This is a genomic window from Nocardia sp. NPDC060259, from assembly GCF_042728775.1.
Classification (GTDB): Bacteria; Actinomycetota; Actinomycetes; order Mycobacteriales; family Mycobacteriaceae; genus Nocardia.
Genome location: NZ_JBHXAY010000005.1, coordinates 15880 through 32884, shown reverse-complemented (window position 1 = coordinate 32884; position 17005 = coordinate 15880). Strand labels below are relative to the sequence as shown.

The 17005-nt window shown below is 68.1% G+C and carries 19 protein-coding genes and 1 riboswitch; of the genes, 6 read left to right on the top strand and 13 right to left on the bottom strand.

Annotation, left to right across the window (positions count from 1 at the left end):
• The first annotated feature begins 15 nt into the window (after positions 1-15).
• Positions 16-146, top strand: a riboswitch (TPP riboswitch).
• The 3 genes from thiC (at position 138) to ACFWF2_RS03750 (ending at position 3552) form a co-directional block, all read left to right on the top strand.
• Complete coding sequence (gene thiC, locus ACFWF2_RS03760) at positions 138-1787, top strand: phosphomethylpyrimidine synthase ThiC (RefSeq protein WP_379304290.1); 1650 nt, start codon at positions 138-140, stop codon at positions 1785-1787. Its footprint overlaps the riboswitch before it by 9 nt.
• Before the next feature lie 721 nt (positions 1788-2508).
• Complete coding sequence (locus tag ACFWF2_RS03755) at positions 2509-2727, top strand: hypothetical protein (RefSeq protein WP_379304288.1); 219 nt, start codon at positions 2509-2511, stop codon at positions 2725-2727.
• A gap of 30 nt (positions 2728-2757) precedes the next feature.
• Positions 2758-3552, top strand: a complete 795-nt coding sequence (locus ACFWF2_RS03750) for a thioesterase family protein (RefSeq protein WP_379304286.1) — start codon at positions 2758-2760, stop codon at positions 3550-3552.
• Here the strand turns inward: ACFWF2_RS03750 and ACFWF2_RS03745 are convergent, their stop codons facing one another.
• The 10 genes from ACFWF2_RS03745 to ACFWF2_RS03700 form a co-directional block, all read right to left on the bottom strand.
• On the bottom strand, positions 3553-4065 hold the full coding sequence (locus tag ACFWF2_RS03745) for an SRPBCC domain-containing protein (protein WP_379304284.1): 513 nt from the start codon (positions 4063-4065) through the stop codon (positions 3553-3555). It abuts the gene before it with no gap.
• Positions 4066-4081: 16 nt separating this feature from the next.
• Positions 4082-4411 (bottom strand): ArsR/SmtB family transcription factor, encoded by a 330-nt coding sequence (locus ACFWF2_RS03740; protein ID WP_379304282.1) that lies wholly within the window; start codon positions 4409-4411, stop codon positions 4082-4084.
• Positions 4401-4832, bottom strand: coding sequence for an SRPBCC domain-containing protein (locus tag ACFWF2_RS03735; protein ID WP_379304280.1), 432 nt, complete (start codon positions 4830-4832; stop codon positions 4401-4403). The genes ACFWF2_RS03740 and ACFWF2_RS03735 overlap by 11 nt, the downstream gene beginning before the upstream one ends.
• Positions 4833-4972: 140 nt before the next feature.
• On the bottom strand, positions 4973-5524 hold the full coding sequence (locus ACFWF2_RS03730) for a DUF559 domain-containing protein (protein WP_379304278.1): 552 nt from the start codon (positions 5522-5524) through the stop codon (positions 4973-4975).
• Positions 5525-5682: 158 nt separating this feature from the next.
• Positions 5683-7203 carry an MFS transporter gene (locus ACFWF2_RS03725; protein WP_379304276.1) on the bottom strand — a complete coding sequence of 507 codons (1521 nt, stop codon included), beginning with the start codon at positions 7201-7203 and terminating at the stop codon, positions 5683-5685.
• A 156-nt stretch (positions 7204-7359) separates the two neighbouring features.
• Positions 7360-8355: an ABC transporter substrate-binding protein gene (locus ACFWF2_RS03720; RefSeq protein ID WP_379304274.1), complete on the bottom strand. Its 996-nt coding sequence runs from the start codon at positions 8353-8355 to the stop codon at positions 7360-7362.
• A gap of 26 nt (positions 8356-8381) precedes the next feature.
• Entirely contained in the window at positions 8382-9134 is a 753-nt protein-coding gene (locus tag ACFWF2_RS03715) for an ABC transporter ATP-binding protein (protein WP_379304272.1), read from the bottom strand.
• A gap of 188 nt (positions 9135-9322) precedes the next feature.
• Entirely contained in the window at positions 9323-10129 is an 807-nt protein-coding gene (locus tag ACFWF2_RS03710) for an ABC transporter permease (protein ID WP_379304270.1), read from the bottom strand.
• A 45-nt stretch (positions 10130-10174) separates the two neighbouring features.
• The gene (locus ACFWF2_RS03705; protein WP_379304268.1) at positions 10175-10597 is read right to left on the bottom strand and encodes a VOC family protein; all 423 of its coding nucleotides are present in this window, start codon (positions 10595-10597) and stop codon (positions 10175-10177) included.
• Between the two features lie 76 nt (positions 10598-10673).
• A complete protein-coding gene (locus ACFWF2_RS03700; protein ID WP_379304266.1) occupies positions 10674-11321 on the bottom strand; it encodes a TetR/AcrR family transcriptional regulator in 648 nt (215 codons plus the stop codon).
• Between the two features lie 89 nt (positions 11322-11410).
• On the opposite strand from ACFWF2_RS03700, the gene ACFWF2_RS03695 reads away from it, so the two are divergent.
• Positions 11411-12556: an epoxide hydrolase family protein gene (locus ACFWF2_RS03695; protein WP_379304264.1), complete on the top strand. Its 1146-nt coding sequence runs from the start codon at positions 11411-11413 to the stop codon at positions 12554-12556.
• 104 nt (positions 12557-12660) lie between these two features.
• On the opposite strand, the gene ACFWF2_RS03690 is transcribed toward ACFWF2_RS03695, so the two are convergent.
• Positions 12661-13809: a GTP-binding protein gene (locus ACFWF2_RS03690; RefSeq protein WP_379304262.1), complete on the bottom strand. Its 1149-nt coding sequence runs from the start codon at positions 13807-13809 to the stop codon at positions 12661-12663.
• Between the two features lie 77 nt (positions 13810-13886).
• Between ACFWF2_RS03690 and thiD the strand changes: the two genes are divergently transcribed.
• Complete coding sequence (gene thiD / locus ACFWF2_RS03685; protein ID WP_379304260.1) at positions 13887-14735, top strand: bifunctional hydroxymethylpyrimidine kinase/phosphomethylpyrimidine kinase; 849 nt, start codon at positions 13887-13889, stop codon at positions 14733-14735.
• 120 nt (positions 14736-14855) lie between these two features.
• Here the strand turns inward: thiD and ACFWF2_RS03680 are convergent, their stop codons facing one another.
• On the bottom strand, positions 14856-15578 hold the full coding sequence (locus tag ACFWF2_RS03680) for a TetR/AcrR family transcriptional regulator (RefSeq protein ID WP_379304258.1): 723 nt from the start codon (positions 15576-15578) through the stop codon (positions 14856-14858).
• Between the two features lie 139 nt (positions 15579-15717).
• Between ACFWF2_RS03680 and ACFWF2_RS03675 the strand changes: the two genes are divergently transcribed.
• Positions 15718-16344: a class I SAM-dependent methyltransferase gene (locus ACFWF2_RS03675; RefSeq protein ID WP_379304256.1), complete on the top strand. Its 627-nt coding sequence runs from the start codon at positions 15718-15720 to the stop codon at positions 16342-16344.
• 9 nt (positions 16345-16353) lie between these two features.
• Here ACFWF2_RS03675 and ACFWF2_RS03670 read toward each other — a convergent pair whose 3' ends face one another.
• A complete protein-coding gene (locus ACFWF2_RS03670) occupies positions 16354-16860 on the bottom strand; it encodes a DUF6790 family protein (protein WP_379304254.1) in 507 nt (168 codons plus the stop codon).
• Positions 16861-17005: the final 145 nt, after the last annotated feature.

The window sequence follows — 17005 nt, the reverse complement described above, 5'->3', positions numbered from 1 at the left end:
CGGCCTCGAAAAATTTCACACGCCAACGGGGGCTCGCACCAGCGGGCTGAGAGGACGGCTAGCCCATTCGCACAGGGCGCTCAGGGCCGTCGACCGTATGAACCTGACCGGGTAATGCCGGCGTAGGGAGGAACATCATGGGCACAGCCACGCCTTCGAACGGGAGCACCGCTCCGGTCGACACCGTCACCACCGGGCCGATCCAGGGCAGCGTCAAGCACTACCAGGAGGTCGACGGCCTGCGCATTCCGGTGCGCCGGATCAACCTCACCAACGGCGACCATTTCGACGTCTTCGACACCTCCGGCCCGTACACCGACGACAACGCGGTGATCGACCTCGAGGCCGGTCTGCCGAAGCTGCGCGACGAGTGGGACAAGCCAGGCGTCGACGGCCCGCCCACCCAGCTCGCCTGGGCGCGCCAGGGCATCATCACCTCGGAAATGCGCTTCATCGCCGCTCGCGAGGGCGTCTCGCCGGAGCTGGTGCGTGACGAGGTCGCCGCCGGTCGCGCGGTGATCCCGGCCAACCACAAGCACCCGGAGCTGGAGCCGACCATCATCGGCAAGAAGTTCCTGGTCAAGATCAACGCGAATATCGGCAACTCGGCGGTGTCGTCGTCGATCGCCGAAGAGGTCGAGAAGATGGTGTGGGCCTCGCGCTGGGGCGCCGACACCATCATGGATCTGTCGACCGGCAAGAACATCCACGAGACCCGCGAGTGGATCCTGCGCAACTCCCCCGTCCCGATCGGCACCGTGCCGATCTACCAGGCGCTGGAGAAGGTGAACGGTGATCCGACCAAGCTCACCTGGGAGATGTACCGCGACACCGTGATCGAGCAGTGCGAGCAGGGTGTGGACTACATGACCGTGCACGCGGGCGTGCTGCTGCGCTACATCCCGCTGACCGCCAAGCGCGTCACCGGCATCGTCTCGCGCGGTGGTTCGATCATGGCCGCGTGGTGTCTGGCCCATCATCAGGAATCGTTCCTGTACACGCACTTCCGTGAGCTCTGCGAGATCCTCGCGAAGTACGACGTCACCTTCTCCCTTGGCGACGGCCTGCGTCCCGGCTCGATCGCCGACGCCAACGACGAGGCCCAGTTCGCCGAACTGCGCACCCTCGGCGAGCTCACCAAGATCGCGAAATCCTATGGCGTGCAGGTGATGATCGAGGGTCCCGGCCACGTGCCGATGCACAAGATCGTCGAGAACGTTCGCCTGGAGGAAGAGCTCTGCGAAGAGGCGCCGTTCTACACCCTGGGCCCGCTCGCCACCGATATCGCACCCGCCTACGACCACATCACCTCGGCCATCGGCGCCGCGATCATCGCCCAGGCGGGCACCGCGATGCTCTGCTACGTCACCCCCAAGGAACACCTCGGCCTGCCCAACCGCGACGACGTCAAGGTCGGCGTGATCACCTACAAGATCGCCGCCCACGCCGCCGACCTCGCCAAGGGCCACCCGCACGCCCAGGACCGCGACAACGAATTGTCCAAGGCGCGTTTCGAATTCCGCTGGCACGACCAGTTCGCGCTTTCGCTCGACCCGGACACCGCCCGCGAATACCACGACGAGACCCTGCCCGCCGAACCCGCCAAGACCGCCCACTTCTGCTCCATGTGCGGTCCCAAGTTCTGCTCCATGCGCATCTCCGCCGACGTGCGCGAATACGCCGAGAAGCAGGGGCTCACCGACGTCGCCGCCATCGAAGCGGGCATGGCCGAGAAGTCGGCCGAGTTCGCCGACCACGGCAGCCAGGTGTACCTGCCGGTCGTCTGACCCGACAGATCCCCGGGACCGGCACGGCTCTGCCGCGCCGGTCCCGGCTGTTTCCGGGGCTAGCATTGTCCCGACCCCGAAGCCCCCGGCTATTCCTGGCGCGGGTCCTACGGCACCGTCGGCATGAATCTGCTGGACCGCGACTGCCTGCTCGACGGTGTGAACGAGGCCGGTCTGTATTTCGGCGCGCTGTATCGACACCGGCTCGACCTGGTTCGTCGACGTGACCCCGTCGTCCTGACCGACCTCGTCCCGGTCTCGATCTGGGAAGATCGAGGACGTGGCAGCACAACCGAACCGCTACTCGTCCGCGCAGATCGAGGTGCGCTCGTTCGAGGACACCATTCGGCTCCGTCCACAGATGTTCTTCGGTCACGGGCGTACGGATCCCGGGTTGGCTGGCGCCGTTCTCACCACGGTGCTGCTGGACACGCTGGGCGATCCGGATCGGCCGACCGCGCGTGACGTAGTCGTCGAGGTGGTCATCGAGTCGGACCACCGCTTCACCCCCGGTGGAGGGATATCGCTATCTCAGCGACCCGAACGGGGTCCTCTCCCAGCTCAACGTGGTATCGGCGTAACCGCACGCCAGCGGCATCCTGCCACGACTCGGCCTGACCAATCGGGTGCAGGCCGCCACCCTCGCCCACGAGGCGGGGCACTGAGCGAGCCCAGGATTTCGGGGGCTTTCCCCACACGCCCCGGTCAGTAGGGTGCTGACATGCAAGCTCGCACGAAACGCTTCGTCGCCGGTGCCGTCGTGGCCGCCGCCCTGTCCCTCGCCGCTCCGCTCGGCACTGCCCAGGCGGCCGCCCCCATCGCGGACTCCGGCTCCGCATCCCTCGGCTGCACGTCGACCGACATCAACCCCTGCCCTATCCGCCCCCTCCTCGACCTCCTCACCGCTCTGACCAGCGGCTCCGCCGGAGGTGGGCAGTAGCCGCGCGTCCCCTGCGGTAGCGTCGGCGATATGGCCGAAGCCTTCTATCGCCCCGACCCGGCGGATCCGAACCGGTTCGAGTCGACCGAGCTCACTCGTGGGCCGTGGTCGCCGGACGCGCAGCACGCGGGGCCGCCCTCGGCGCTGCTCGGGCATGTGATCGAGCGGTGTGCGCCGCGGGCGGGGTTCCAGGTCGGGCGGGTCGCGGTGGAGATCCTCGGGCCCGTGCCGCTGGCGCCGTTGACGGCGACCGCCGAGGTGGTGCGGTCGGGGCGGAGCGTGGAGCTGATCCAGGCGACGTTGTCGTCGGAGCGCGGCCCGGTCATGCAGGCCAATGCGTGGCGGCTCAAGCTCAGTGAGCCGGCGCTCGATCTGCCGGTCGAGTTCCTGCCCAGTGGTACACGTCCGCTGCCGACGGCGACGGAACCCGAGGTGTTCCCCTCCGATCAGCGGATCGGTTTCCACACCGGTATCGAATACCGTTTCGCCTCCGGCTCTTTCGGACGGCCGGGGCCCGCGATCTGCTGGATCCGGTTGAAGTATCCGATCGTCGCGGGCACCACCCCGAGTCCCCTCGAGCGGACGCTGGCCGCCGCCGACTCGGGCAACGGGGTGAGTTCGGTGCTCGACTGGTCGAAGTACCTGTTCATCAATACCGACCTGACCGTCACCCTGCACCGGCAGCCGGTCGGTGAGTGGGTGTGCCTGGACGCGGTGACCCATCCGCAGCCGCACGGCATCGGCCTCGCCGAGTCCGCGTTGTTCGACGAGACCGGGCCGATCGGGCGCAGCACGCAGACACTGCTCATCGCGCCGCGCGGCTGATCAGCGCAGCGCGTCCAGGTTCACGAGGTCGGTATTGCCGTGCTTGCGCAGCTCCGACTCGCCGGTGCTGGTGCGCCGGAACGGGTCACCCTCCCCGGTGGTGAGAAGGCCGCGCAGGCTCGTCGTGATGTAGGCGCCCCACGCGTTGGAGCACACCTCGTAGCATTCACCCGCCGGCACCAAACCCTCATGGGTGAAACGGACTTGGGTGCCGTCCGCGGTTTCGGTGATGTCGAAGACGACGTCGGTGTCCTCCCATTCGGTGGTGTCCTCGACGAACGTGAGGTGCGAGTCGCTCACGTGCCAGACCAGGCGGCGGCCGGGGACGGATTCGGTGGTCGTCATCGTGCAGCGATGGATGCCGGGCACCTCGAAGAGGTAGCTGTCGCCGACCGAACCGGTGGTGCCCTCGATGGTCTCCGACCACCAGCCCCAGACATTGTTGATGGCGGCGAACACCTCGTCGGGTGACTTGCCCACGGTGATAGTGGCGGTGAAATCGTTGTCGCTCATTGCTTTTCCTTCCGGCTCAGCCGTCCAGATGTCGGCGGAGCGCGTCGAGGGGGCCGTCCCAGTCGCGCGAGAGGGCAGCCAGGAATTGTTGTGCCACTTGCATCGGCGCGGAGTCGAGGCGATAGCGCACGCGACGCCGCTCGCCCGGTTCCGGGATCACCAAGCCCGCATCAGTCAGCAGGGCAAGGTGTTTCGCGATCGCCTGACGCGTGATGGGCAGGCGATCGGCGAGGTCGGTCGCGGTGGACGGTCCATGTGCGGCGAGTGCGGCCAGCACGGACCGCCTGCTCGGATCGGCCAGCGCGACGAAGACCCGTTCGGCGGTGGCCTCCAGCTCAGGCCGCATCGAGGTACTCGACGAGCTCACCCAGCTCGCTCTTCCAGCCACCGACATTGCCCTCGAACGCCTCCTTGTGGAGGTCGTCGGGCAGCTGGGCGAACCCGGTCTCGACGACGGTCAGCCGGGTGCCCGCCCCGACCGGCTCGAGGGTGAACTCGACATAGGTGCGCCGCGGATCGTCGTCGGGCAGGCCGTTGATCGGCCAGGTGTAGCCGAACACGGTCGGCTCCTCGACCCGCTCCACCCGCATATCCGCCGCGAACCCCTCGTTCCAGGTCATCCGCATATCCCCACCGGGCCGCAGGTCGATCTCCGCGGTATTGCCGAACCAGCTCGCCAGCCCTTCGGCGGTGGTGATCGCCGCCCACACCGTGGCGGGCGGATGCGCGAGCTCGACTGTCCGCACGATCTGATCAGGGAATCCCATGACGCCTCCATCTATTGCAACCGATTGGTTGCAACCTAGGTTATTGCAACTTACTGGTTGCGTCAAGGGTGTTCCGGCCTAATCGTGCAATCAGCCCCCTCCCAGTCAGTTTCCTGACCGGATGACCTCGAATTGCACGATTACGCCAGTCCACGCCCGAATCGCCGACGGCGGACAACCCGTTCGACCTCGTCCACACACTCATCGAGGTTGCGCAGGACATCGTGGGCCGAGTACCGCAATACGAACCAGCCATGGATAACCAGCCAGTTCTGTCTGCGACGATCACGGCGGAAGGTCACGCGGTCGCTGTGGAACTCCCAGTCGAGCACCGTGTGCGCCGCTGTTGTCATCGGCAGCTCGGCAGTGTGGTCGACCGCGTCTTCGGGCAGGTCGCGTCGATACAAGCGTAGCCACGGCGGCGTCTTGCGGTAACGCGAAGAGGGCACGGTCGCTTCGAACAACTCCGGCTCGGGCAGCATCGCCCGCAACCACGCCGCGGTTCGGTGACTGAGGCACGCGTCGGGCAGCCATTCGATGATCGCGGCACATCGCGCGAACGCCGTCGGCTCACCCACGCAGAAGACCCCCGGCAGCAACCTGAGATAGACACCTCGCCTGCACCGGTCACCGATCGTGCTCGAAGCAACACCCTCCGCGGCCAACTGCGCCCGGGTGACGACTCTGTCCATGGGGGAATTCTGCGTGCCCGGCGGGTGGGGAACCCCCGCAAAAGGTGGGCCCTGTGGATAGTTTGCGGCCTGTGGATCAACCGGCGTAAGCGTGCAAAACGACGCTCGGGAGTCAGTTTTCTGACTGAGCGGCGGCGGATTGCACGGTCACGCCGGAATCAGTGGCCACCGGTGACGCGAAAGCCTCTGGGCACCAGCCAGACCGTGACGACGGTGACGATCCCCACCACCGCGGCGGAGAGGTAGGCGGTGGTGGTGAGGGCGGTGTCGAAGGCGTGGCTCGCGGCGGCTACCAGCTGGGTGCGGGCTGGTTCGGGGAGCTCCGTCGCCACCTCGGCCGCACCGCCCACCGAGCCGCTCGCCTGGTCCACCTTGTCGGCGGGAACCGGCAGGTTGGCCATGTGCTGGCTGAAGATCCTGGCGTGCAGACTGCCGAGCAGCGCGACACCGAAACCCACACCGACCTCGTAGTTGGTCTCCTCGACCGCCCCCGCCTGGCCCGCGCGATCGGCGGGCACGGCGCCGACGAGGACAGCCGCGGCCGCGGTCACCGCCATGCCGTCGCCGAGCCCGAACGACACCAGGACCAGCGCGACCACCGGGTAGGTCGTGGGTTCTGGGCTCACCGCCAACAACAGGAAGCCCAGCGACACCGCGCCGAGGCCGACCCCGAGAACGGTGCGGACACCGAACTTCTCCATCAGCATCGGGGTCAGCAGCGAGGCGGTGAGCAGGGTGAGGGCGGCGGGCAGCATCCGGATGCCGGCCTGCGACGGGCTGTAGCCGTGGACGTACTGCAACCACAGCGAGATCAGGAACATCGCCGCGCCGATGGCCATCATGGCCAGCAGGGTCGCGACGGCGGCCGCGGTGAACGCGCCGTTGCGGAACAACCGCACGTCCAGCAGCGGGTCGGTGGCGGTGAGCTGACGCCGGGTGAACCACGCCAGCGCGCCGATACCGACCAGCAGGATCGCCCAGTCGACTACGCTCGCTTCACCTTTCGCGAGATGCTTGATCCCCCAGGCCAGGCACACGATGCCCGCGATCGAGAGCGCCGCGGCGAACCAGTCGAGGCCGCCCGCCTGGGGCGCACGATATTCCGGCAGCACCCACAGCCCGACCACCACCGTCACCAGCACCACCGGCACATTCAGCCAGAACGCCGACGACCACCCGAAGTGCTCGACCAGAAACCCGCCGACGATCGGCCCCACCGTGGCGCCGACGCCTGCCACCGCCGCCCAGATCCCGATGGCCATGGTGCGCTCGCGCACATCGGTGAAGATATTGCGGATCAGCGAGAGGGTCGACGGCATCACCATCGCGCCACCGATGCCGAGCAGCACGCGGCCGCCGATCAGCTGGGCCGCGCTCCCGGCGGTCGCCGCGATCACCGAGGCGATGCCGAACAGCACGAAACCGACAATGAACAACAGCTTTCGGCCCACCCGGTCACCGAGCGCGCCCGTGGTGATGAGCAACCCGCCGAGCACCAGACCGTAGATGTCGATGATCCACAGCTGCTCGAGCGGCCCGACCTGCAGGTCGTCGATCAGCGACGGCAGCGCGATATTGAGGATCGTGGCATCCATCGCCACCAGCAACAGGCTGGCGCACAGCACACCGAGCATCACCCACCGGATGGCACCGTAGGTCTTCTCCTGTGTGTCGCTCACGCTGGCCACCTCACCGGCCGCTAGGCCGTCGACGTCCGTTGTCGACAAGCTACCGAGTGCGACCGGGCCCTCCCGGTAATGGCTGCGGCAGGTCCGGCATGACCGACGGCCGGTGCGGTGACGAAGCACCGGACCGGCCGTGGGAGCGAGAAGGTACTAGGCCTTGTCGAACCTGGTGTCGACGAAGGACTCGAAGTCGACCTTGCCCGGGATGGCCTTGGCCTTGGTGAAGGCGTCGGCGATCTCCTGTTCGGAGGCGATCACCTGGTCGGTAAGCTTGATCGGTTCCTTGATCGAGCGGGTCCAGGTGGTGCGGGAGGCGTCGACGCTGATCTGGGTGAGTTCGGCGTACCTGGTCGACCAGGTGTCGAGATTGTCCGACGACCACTTGGTGGCGGCGGCGTAGCGCTGGAAGAAGTCGGCGATGGCGGCGGACTTGCCCGCGTCGCCGACGGCCTTGTTGCCCGCGACCCAGAAGTTGAAGCCGTTGGCGGCCTGGTCGGCGGTGGCGATCGACTTCGCGCCGATCTCCTTCTCGGCGATGGCGGTGTAGGGGTCCCAGGTCGCCCAGGCGTCGACGTCACCGCGGGTGAGCGCGGTGTAGCCGTCGGCGGGAGCCAGGTAGACCGGCTCGACATCGCCGAGCGACAGACCCGACTTCTGCAGCTGCAACAGCAGATTGGCGTTGGCCGAGCTGCCCTTGTAGACGGCGACCTTCTTGCCCTTCAGCGCAGCGACGGAGCTGATCGAGGAGTCCTTGCCGACCAGGATCGCGTCACCCTTGCCGGTGGCCGAGAGCGCACCGACGATCTTGATGTCGGCATTGGACGCCGCCCCGAAGATGACCGGTGTGTTGCCGGTCTGGGCGATGTCGATGCCACCGGCGCTGGCCGCCTCGACCAGTGGCAGGCCCGCGGTGAAGGTGGAGAACTCGATCTTGTAGGGCAGGTTCTCCAGCTGACCCGATGCCTTGAGCAGCACCTCGATCGAGATCGCCTTCTGGTCCCCGACTTTCAGCGTCACGGTGCTCAGATCGACGGGTCCCGATGCCACCGCGTCGGTTGCCGCGTCGTCACCGCAGGCGCTCAGCGAGAGCGCGGCGACGACGGCGAGGGCGAGCCCGGCCAGGCGGGTCTTCGGAGTGCGTTTCACGGGAACAACTTTCGCGCTGGGGATGGTCAGTGGGTGACGCCGAGCAGCGTGAGCAGCCGCGTGGCGTAGTCGGCGATTTCCGGGGCGCCCGCGGTGCGCGGACGCGGCAGGTCGATGGGCACGTCGGCGGCGATGCGCCCCTCGTCCAGGACGAGGACGCGGTCGGCCAGGGTGATCGCCTCGAGCACATCGTGGGTCACCAGCAGCACGCCGAACGCGCGCTGGGCGTGCAGGCCGAGCAGCAGTTCGTGCATGGTCAGGCGGGTCAGCGCGTCCAGGGCGCCGAAGGGCTCGTCGAGCAGCAGCAGCGTCGGCTCGGCCACCAGCGCGCGTGCCAGTGCCGCGCGTTGCGCCTCACCACCGGACAGCGTCAGCGGCCACGCGTCCGCGCGACCGGCGAGGCCGACCTCGGCGAGCAGGTCGCGGGCGGCCTGCTCGCCGGCGCGGCGATTGCGCGGCTTGGGCCTGCCGAGGGCGACATTGCGCACCACCGGCTGCCACGGAATGAGCCGGGGTTCCTGGAACACGATTGTCGGCCTGCCGTCGACGGAAACCTCACCGCGACTGGCGGTATCGAGCCCGCCGATGATCCGCAACAAGGTGGACTTGCCCGATCCGCTGCGCCCGACCAGCGCGACGATCTCGCCCGCACCGATCTCGAGATCGATGCCGTCGAGCACTGTGCGGTTACCGAATCGCTTGCCCAGACCGGCGATTCGCGCGGCGGTTGGGCTGACGGCGGGTCTCGCGGAAAGGGATGTGACGGTAGCAGCGGTCATGACGGGATCCTCACGGTCGAGCGGCGGCGGGTGGCAGGCCTGCCGATAGCCGGGACAGGGTGGGTCCGGAGACCGGCGGTGGCGGGGTCATGACGAGATCCTCGCGATCGAACGGCGGCTTGTGGCGGGGTCGGCCGACAACCGGGACGGAGTAGGTCCCCGGTTGGCGGAGGCGACGAAGACAGACATCAGCGGTGCACCGCCGGGCGCCAGCGCAGGGCGCGGCGTTCGAGGAGGCGGACGATCGAGTCGGTGAGCAGGCCGAGCAGGCTGTAGATCACCAGGCCGAACACGACGATGTCGGTGCGCAGGAATTCGCGGGCATTGTTGACGACGAAGCCGAGACCCGCGCTGGCGTTGATCTGTTCGGCCACGATGAGCGAGAGCCAGGCGATGCCGAGACTCTGCCGGACACCGACCAGGATCTGCGGCAGCGCGCCGGGCAGGATCAGCAGCCGCAGCCGCTCACCGAGGCCCAGTTGCAGGGCGCTGCCGAGCTCGAGCAGTGTGGGATCGAGCTGGCGGATGCCGGCGAAGGTGTTGAGGTACAGCGGGAAGAACACGCCGAGCGCGATCAGATAGACCTTCGGTTCCTCACCGATGCCGAACCAGATGATGAACAGCGGGATCAGGCCGAACAGCGGGATGGTGCGGATCATCTGCAGCGGCGGGTCGACCGCGTATTCGCCGAGCTTGCTCAGCCCGGCCAGGACTCCGAGCACCAGCGCGAGCACCGCGCCGAGCGCGAAGCCGTACAGGGCGCGCTGGCCGGAGACCAGCAGCGCTTCACTGAGCTGGCCGGATCGGAAGGTCTCCAGTCCCGCGTCGAAGACGACCGACGGCGCGGGCAGCTTCTTGGCCGGGATCCAGCCGCTGGTGCTGCCGATCTGCCAGACGAGCAGCAGCACGATCGGCGAGAGCGCGCGCAGGAAGCCCGGGCGACGGTACAGCGGGGTCCGTCGCTCGTCGGTTTCGGTGGGGCTCGCCAACAGCATTCGTGCATGGTGCCCGCCGGGACCTGTCCGCCGACAGGGTTCGAATCAGCTCGAGGATTTGTCGGCTCGGCTGGAGATCTGCTGGACGGCCCAGCCGTTGCCGTCGGGATCGCTGAAGAAGACGAAGCCGACATTGTCGAGCGGATGCGGTGTCGGCGACGGGTTCTGCCCGAGCGACTGCACGTCGGTGACCTCGACGCCGCGCGCCACCAATTCGGCGTGCGCCTGCTCGATATCGGGCACCACCAGCTGCAACCCCTTCAGCGAGCCGGGCGGCATCTCGGGTACCGCGCCCTTGCCGATGACGATCGAGCAGCCGGAGCCGGGCGGGGTGAGTTGCACGATGCGCACGTCGTCGGAGATCACGGTGTCGTGGTCGACGACGAAGCCGAGCTGATTCGCGTAGAAATCCTTGGCCCGATCGATATCGGACACCGGGACGATCACCACTTCCAAGGTCCAGTTCACGACGTGCCTCCTGCGGTGTCGGATGGTCGCGCCAAGTCTGCCACCAGCCCCGCCTCGTCGCGGCCGAACGGACTGCTCACGGCCTGCGTTCCCAGCGCCAGGCGTACTCGCCGACGGCTGGAGGTGGGCCTGGCAAGTCACCCTCGGCCGTCATGCCGTCGATCAGCAGGGCCAGCACCCGCTGCCGCAGCTCGGAGGTCCGCACCGGATCGGGCATCGTGACGGCGGCGCAGGCTTCCAGCAGCAGTCCGACGTCCTGCGCGTCGAAATCGGCCCGCAGCCGTCCACTCGCGTGGGCCCGGCGCACCAGCTCCGTGGCCGCCTCGCCCGAATGGGTCACGTCGGGCAGCATCGACTCGTCGGGGGTGAATGTGCCGGCGAGCTTCACCGTCAGCGAGTGCACGTCGGCATCGACCACCCGTTCCAGGAACCCGACGAATCCGCGCCAGCCGTCCGAATCCTCCAGTGCCGCATCGGCTTCGGCATTGAACCGGCGCAGCCCCTCGTGACACAGCGTGCGCAGCAGCACCTCCTTGCTCGGATAACGCCGGTAGAGCGCGCTGATCCCGACGCCGGCCCGCTCCGCGACGGCCGCGATCGGCGCGCTCGGATCGTCGAGGAACACGGCGCGGGCGGCGTCGAGGATCAACCCGTCGTTGCGCGCGGCTTGCGCCTTGCGGCCGGGTAAGCGGGGCTGAGCTGCGGCTTCGGTCTGCTTCGGCATGAATATCAGCCTACCACTTGAAACGGAATGATCCGTTCTGCTACGGTTGGAACAGAACGAAACATTCCGTTTCAATAGAAGGAGTCGTCATGACCACCACGGCCACCATCACCCCCTTCCGCATCGATGTCCCCCAGGCCCGTCTCGACGACCTCGCCGCCCGCCTGCGCGGCGCGCTGTACCCGGACGAGCTGCCCGGCGTCGGCGATTCCTACGGCGTCCCGGCCGATCGCGTCCGCAGCCTCGCCCAGTACTGGCTCGAGCAGTTCGACTGGCGCGCACTGGAATCCGAGCTGAACGCGTACCCGCAGTTCACCACCGAGATCGAGGGTGAGGACATCCACTTCCTGCACATCCGCTCCTCGCGCCCGGACGCGACGCCGGTGATCCTGACCCACGGCTGGCCCGGCTCGATCCTGGAATACGTCGACGTCATCGCGCCGCTCACCGAGCCGGAATCGGCCGAGGATCCCGCCTTCCACCTGGTCATCCCGTCGCTGCCCGGCTTCGGGTTCTCCGCCCCGACCCGCAGCACCGGCTGGAACCGCTACCGCACCGCCCGCGCCTGGGCGGAATTGATGGCGCGCCTCGGCTACGAGCGCTACGGCGCCATCGGCAACGACGGCGGCTCGATGGTCTCGCCCGAGCTCGGCCGGATCGCGCCGGAGAAGGTGGTCGGCGTGCACGTCACCCAGCTGTTCTCGTTCCCGTCCGGCGACCCGGCGGAGTTCGAGGGTCTCTCGGAGGCGGATATGGCCGCGCTGCAGCACCTTCAGTGGTTCCACGAGAACAAGATGGCCTTCAACACCCTGCACAGCCAGCAGCCGCAGACCCTGGCCTACGCCCTCGCCGACTCCCCGATCGGCCTGCTCGGCTGGAACTCCCAGCTGTTCGGCGAATCGCTCGACGCGCAGTTCATCGTCGCGAATGTGGCGCTGTACTGGCTCACCGGGACCGCGGGTTCCTCGCTGCGGTTCTACTACGAGGACGCGCACGCCACCGAGCACCCGGCCGAGCCGACCGTCGTGCCGACCGGGCTGGCGATGTTCGCCGGCGATTTCCAGTCGATCCGCCGGTTCGCCGAGCGCGACCACAGCAACATCGTGAGCTGGAATTCCTACGACACCGCCGCGGCATCCGGCGGCGCGAACGACGCGGCCGGGCACTATGCCGCGCACGAGGCGCCCGAGGTGCTTGTCGGCGATATCCGCCGGTTCTTCGCCGGCCTCGCCTGATTCGGCTTCGGTGCCGCGGCCCACGCTCCCCTCATCGGTGCGTGGGTCGCGACCCATTCGAATCATGCACCAGCACAGTGTGATACGCGCCCCAAAGGCGGCAATCAGTGGTGCTCGTGCAGGTCACCCCAGGCCGGGAAGGGATCGGCGTAGCCGGTCCAGGCGACTGGCCCCGCCGCGAACTCCGCGTCGGTGAGCAGCGCGGCATCGAGTTCGCGCCGGACCCCGGCCTTGTCGAGACGCACCCCGATGAAGACGAGCTCCTGCCCCGCGGGCACCCCGAGCGACGACCACCACGCCCCCGGCTCGAAGGTCAGATTCGGACCGGCCTGCGACCAGATCGCGGCGAGCTCGGTACGACTCGCGATCCAGCAGAATCCCTTGCTGCGCAACATCCCCCGCAATCCGGACAGCGCGGCACCGAGCCGCTCCGGATGGAACGGACGGTCGGCGGTATAGGTGAGGCTGCTGATCCCGTACTCCTCGGTTTCGGGAATGTGGCCGCCCGCCAGTTCCTCCGCCCAGCCCTCGGCCTCAGCGGCCACCACCGGGTTGTAGCGGCCGGTTCCGAGCACCTCGTCCAGCGCGACGACGCCCTTCTCGGTACGCAGGACATGCGCACGCGGATTGAGCCGCCGCACCGTAGCCTCCACGGTGGCCGCGGCGTTCGCGCTCACCAGATCGGTCTTGTTGATCAGCAGGACGTCGGCGAACTCCACCTGGTCCACCAGCAGATCCGCGATGGTGCGCGAATCACCCTCGCCCGCTTCGAGTTCCCGCTCGGCCAGCGCCTGGCCCTTGACCAGCTCGGCCAGGAAGGTCGAGGCGTCGACGACGGTCACCATGGTGTCGAGGCGGGCGAGGTCGCCGAGGCGGAAGCCGTCCTCGAATTCCCAGTCGAAGGTCGCGGCCACCGGCATCGGCTCGGAGATGCCGGTCGACTCGATCACCAGCTGGTCGAACCGGCCGTCGCGGGCGAGCCGGGCGACCGCCTCGATCAGGTCCTCGCGCAGCGTGCAGCAGATGCAGCCGTTGGTCAGCTCGACCAGTTTCTCCTCGGTGCGGTCGAGATGCCCCTGGCCTGCGACGAGCGTGGCGTCGATATTGACCTCGCTCATGTCGTTGACGATGACCGCGACCCGGCGACCGTCCCGGTTGGCGAGGATGTGGTTGAGCAGGGTGGTCTTGCCCGCGCCGAGGAAGCCAGACAGGACGGTGACGGGCAGGGGTGCGGTGGCGGCGGAGTTGGTCACCAGTTAATGGTAATGGTTTTCATTTGCTGTTCGTAGGTGGGGTCTCGGAACCGGACGGCCGGTCGTAGGGTTGGGGCGTGAAGATGTTGCCGCTGACCCCCGATGGCCAGACCCCCGTCCGCGCGCTCACCATCGCGGGCACCGATTCCGGTGGCGGCGCTGGCATCCAGGCCGATTCGCGGACCATGGCGCTGTGCGGTGTGCACGCCTGCGTCGCGGTGGCGGCGGTGACCGTGCAGAACACGGTGGGCGTCAGCGGATTTCACGAGATCCCGCCGCAGATCGTGGCCGATCAGGTGCGGGTGGTCGTCCGCGATATCGGGATCGGCGCGGCCAAGACCGGCATGCTGGCTTCCACCGCGATCATCGAGGCCGTCGCCGAGGTGTGCCGCGAGGTCGGGATCGGGCGCGAGGCCGCTGTTCCGCTCGTCGTCGACCCGGTCGCCGCGTCGATGCACGGCGATCCGCTGCTGCACGCCGAGGCACTCGACGCGGTGCGCAACACGCTCATCCCGCTGGCGACGGTGGTCACCCCGAATCTCGACGAGGTCCGCTTGATCACCGGCGTCGAGGTCGTCGACGACGCCACCGCCCGCAAGGCCGCCGAGGCGCTGCACGCGCTGGGCGCGCAGTGGGCGATCGTGAAGGGCGGCCACCTGCGCGCCTCGGAGTACAGCACCGACCTGCTCTACGACGGCGACACCTTCCGCGAGTTCAGCGCGCCGCGCATCGCCACCGGCAACGATCACGGCGGCGGCGACACCCTCGCCGCGGCCATCGCCAGCGCACTCGCCAACGGGTACTCGGTGCCCGACGCGGTCGCCTTCGCCAAGGAGTGGACCTATCGCTGCCTGGCCGCTTCCTATGATCTCGGCGCAGGCCACGGGCCTGTTTCGCCGCTGTGGCGGTTGCACACCGACGCCTAGCGTGGCGTCGCGAACTTGTCGGTGGGCAGGTTCATACTGAATTCGCCGCACCCCCACCGGCTCCAACGACGTAGCCGGCGAGAACAACGGAGTTCGTGCCGGGCGCGGCAGCAGAAGCGTTCAGTCGACGACGAACGCGTCGCGCAGCGGCTTGGACGGGTCGATCCTGACTCCGTTGAAGCGCGCGTGCGCCTGTGCCAGCGCCGAGATGCTCTCGGCCAAATACTCGACGAATCGCTCGACCGGCATTGCCGAGACTTCGCGCTGATTCGCGCCGAGCCACCAGTCCGTTGCCGAGGCCACCGCACCGAAAATCGAATAGTTCACCAGTTCGATCCCGGCCACGTCGACCGATTCGGTCGGCAGCAGACCGGCGAAGAATTCGGCAGCGCGCCGCGCGGACTGCCTGGCGGCGACCAACGCCCGTTCCGTTTCCTTGGCCTGCTGGCTGAAATGACTGTGCAGCATGAACCGGAAGACATTCGGGTGTTCCGAGACCACCGCGACGTATTCGGCGGCGGCGCGACGGACCAGGTCGGCGACGGAATCGTCGGTGAGATTCACCCCGCTGAGCATGCGCTCCCACAGCATGTCGCGGACCCGGTCGACGATCGCGTTGTAGAGGTCGGTCTTGTCCTCGAAATGCCGGTAGAGCTTCGGCTTGGCCGCGCCCGCTTCCTTGGCGATATCGCCCATGCTCACATCGGGTCCGACCCGATCCAGGGCACGGAAAGCGGCGTCGACGAATTCGATGCGCACCTGAACCCGGTGTTCGCGCCACCGCTCGGTCCGCGCATCGACACGACGGACCGGCTCGTCTGCCTTCCGGTAACCGCGCGTCACGGTCAGCAGCTTATTGGCGCGGTCGGCCCGTGCGCTGCGCGGGGCAACATTTGCCGGACCGGCAAGCTTTCTTGCGGAATTTCCGCGAGCTCCCGCACCATCGAATCGTCTACGCGTCCGCCAACCGACAGGAGCCCCGATGACCGAGACCGCACCGACCCCCGAACAGTTCTGGGAAGACTTCTACCGCGAGCGGGACCAGATCTGGACCGGCAACGCCAACAAGACCCTGGTCAGCGAGGTCACCGGGCTGCCGGCGGGCACCGCGCTCGACCTCGGCTGCGGCGAGGGCGGCGACGCGATCTGGCTGGCTCAGCAGGGCTGGCAGGTCACCGCGGTCGACGTCTCCGCGACGGCGCTGGAACGCGGCGCCCGGCACGCGGCCGACGCGGGCGTGCGGATCACCTGGGAGCGCCACGACCTCCAGACGAGCTTCCCGGCGGGCACCTTCGACCTGGTCTCCGCGCAGTTCCTGCACTCACCGGTGGAACGCCCCGACGAGCGCCCGACCATCCTGCGCAAGGCCGCGGCCGCCGTCGCGCCTGGTGGCGTGCTGGTGATCGGCAGCCACGCGCACTGGCCGACCTGGGTGACCACCCCGCCGCACGACGTCTCCTTCCCGACCATCGAGCAGATGCTCGCGCAGCTCGACCTCGGCCCCGAGTGGGAGGTGGAGGCCGCGGGACTGATCACCAGCCCGTCGAAGAGCCCCGACGGCGTCGAGGGCGAACGCGCCGACAGCGTGCTGCGCATTCGTCGCGGCTAGCGGGGGTGGTCAGCTACCCTGGGCGCCCGCCGCGGCTTTCGGCACCGCGTCGCCGTCGCTGCGTCGAGACAGCACGTAGAGCACCCACATGACGATCGGCAGCAGGATGTCGGTCCACAGCGGGATCCCGATGTTGTAGGGCTTGGTGTTGTCCTCGGCCACCCAGTAGTAGATGTGCCCGGCCGCGTCGCCCCAGTACTGAATGGTCAAGACGACGATCACGCACAACCAGAAGTGGCCACGGAACCAATAGGCCATGATGCCGACCACGCCGATGGCCAGGTCGCCCATCGCGTTCTCCCATTGGAAGCCACCGTCGCCGCGGGTGTAGCCGATCTGTTCGGCGACATTCGCGCCGTCGAAGATGTGCGCGGCCGCGCCGAGAACGGACGCGACGCCGACAACAGCCACCATCCACCACACCATGTGGATGTCGGCCGCCGGGCGGCCCGGCCTGCGTCGGATCTGCACGAACGCGCCGATGAGGGCGACCAGCACCGCGATGATCGTTGGCATCGAAAATGCCTCCATGCTTCCAGGCGATCACTGTTCCAGCATGTCGTCGAACCCTCCCAGCTTAGCCAGCTCGGCGGCTGCCGCCGATCCCCAGCAACCTCCCAGCTCGGTCCCAGCTCGGTGGCAGCGCCGCCGCCGAGGGTGG

What these genes read in the sequence shown, in the direction of transcription:
- ACFWF2_RS03710 (WP_379304270.1), bottom strand. Translation starts at nt 10,129, where the DNA reads ATGCTGTTGGCGAGCCCCACCGAAACCGACGAGCGACGGACCCCGCTG.
- ACFWF2_RS03715 (WP_379304272.1), bottom strand. Translation starts at nt 9,134, where the DNA reads ATGACCGCTGCTACCGTCACATCCCTTTCCGCGAGACCCGCCGTCAGC.
- ACFWF2_RS03745 (WP_379304284.1), bottom strand. Translation starts at nt 4,065, where the DNA reads ATGAGCGACAACGATTTCACCGCCACTATCACCGTGGGCAAGTCACCC.
- ACFWF2_RS03730 (WP_379304278.1), bottom strand. Translation starts at nt 5,524, where the DNA reads ATGGACAGAGTCGTCACCCGGGCGCAGTTGGCCGCGGAGGGTGTTGCT.
- ACFWF2_RS03670 (WP_379304254.1), bottom strand. Translation starts at nt 16,860, where the DNA reads ATGCCAACGATCATCGCGGTGCTGGTCGCCCTCATCGGCGCGTTCGTG.
- ACFWF2_RS03750 (WP_379304286.1), top strand. Translation starts at nt 2,758, where the DNA reads ATGGCCGAAGCCTTCTATCGCCCCGACCCGGCGGATCCGAACCGGTTC.
- thiC (WP_379304290.1), top strand. Translation starts at nt 138, where the DNA reads ATGGGCACAGCCACGCCTTCGAACGGGAGCACCGCTCCGGTCGACACC.
- ACFWF2_RS03755 (WP_379304288.1), top strand. Translation starts at nt 2,509, where the DNA reads ATGCAAGCTCGCACGAAACGCTTCGTCGCCGGTGCCGTCGTGGCCGCC.
- ACFWF2_RS03675 (WP_379304256.1), top strand. Translation starts at nt 15,718, where the DNA reads ATGACCGAGACCGCACCGACCCCCGAACAGTTCTGGGAAGACTTCTAC.
- ACFWF2_RS03700 (WP_379304266.1), bottom strand. Translation starts at nt 11,321, where the DNA reads ATGCCGAAGCAGACCGAAGCCGCAGCTCAGCCCCGCTTACCCGGCCGC.
- ACFWF2_RS03740 (WP_379304282.1), bottom strand. Translation starts at nt 4,411, where the DNA reads ATGCGGCCTGAGCTGGAGGCCACCGCCGAACGGGTCTTCGTCGCGCTG.
- ACFWF2_RS03695 (WP_379304264.1), top strand. Translation starts at nt 11,411, where the DNA reads ATGACCACCACGGCCACCATCACCCCCTTCCGCATCGATGTCCCCCAG.
- ACFWF2_RS03735 (WP_379304280.1), bottom strand. Translation starts at nt 4,832, where the DNA reads ATGGGATTCCCTGATCAGATCGTGCGGACAGTCGAGCTCGCGCATCCG.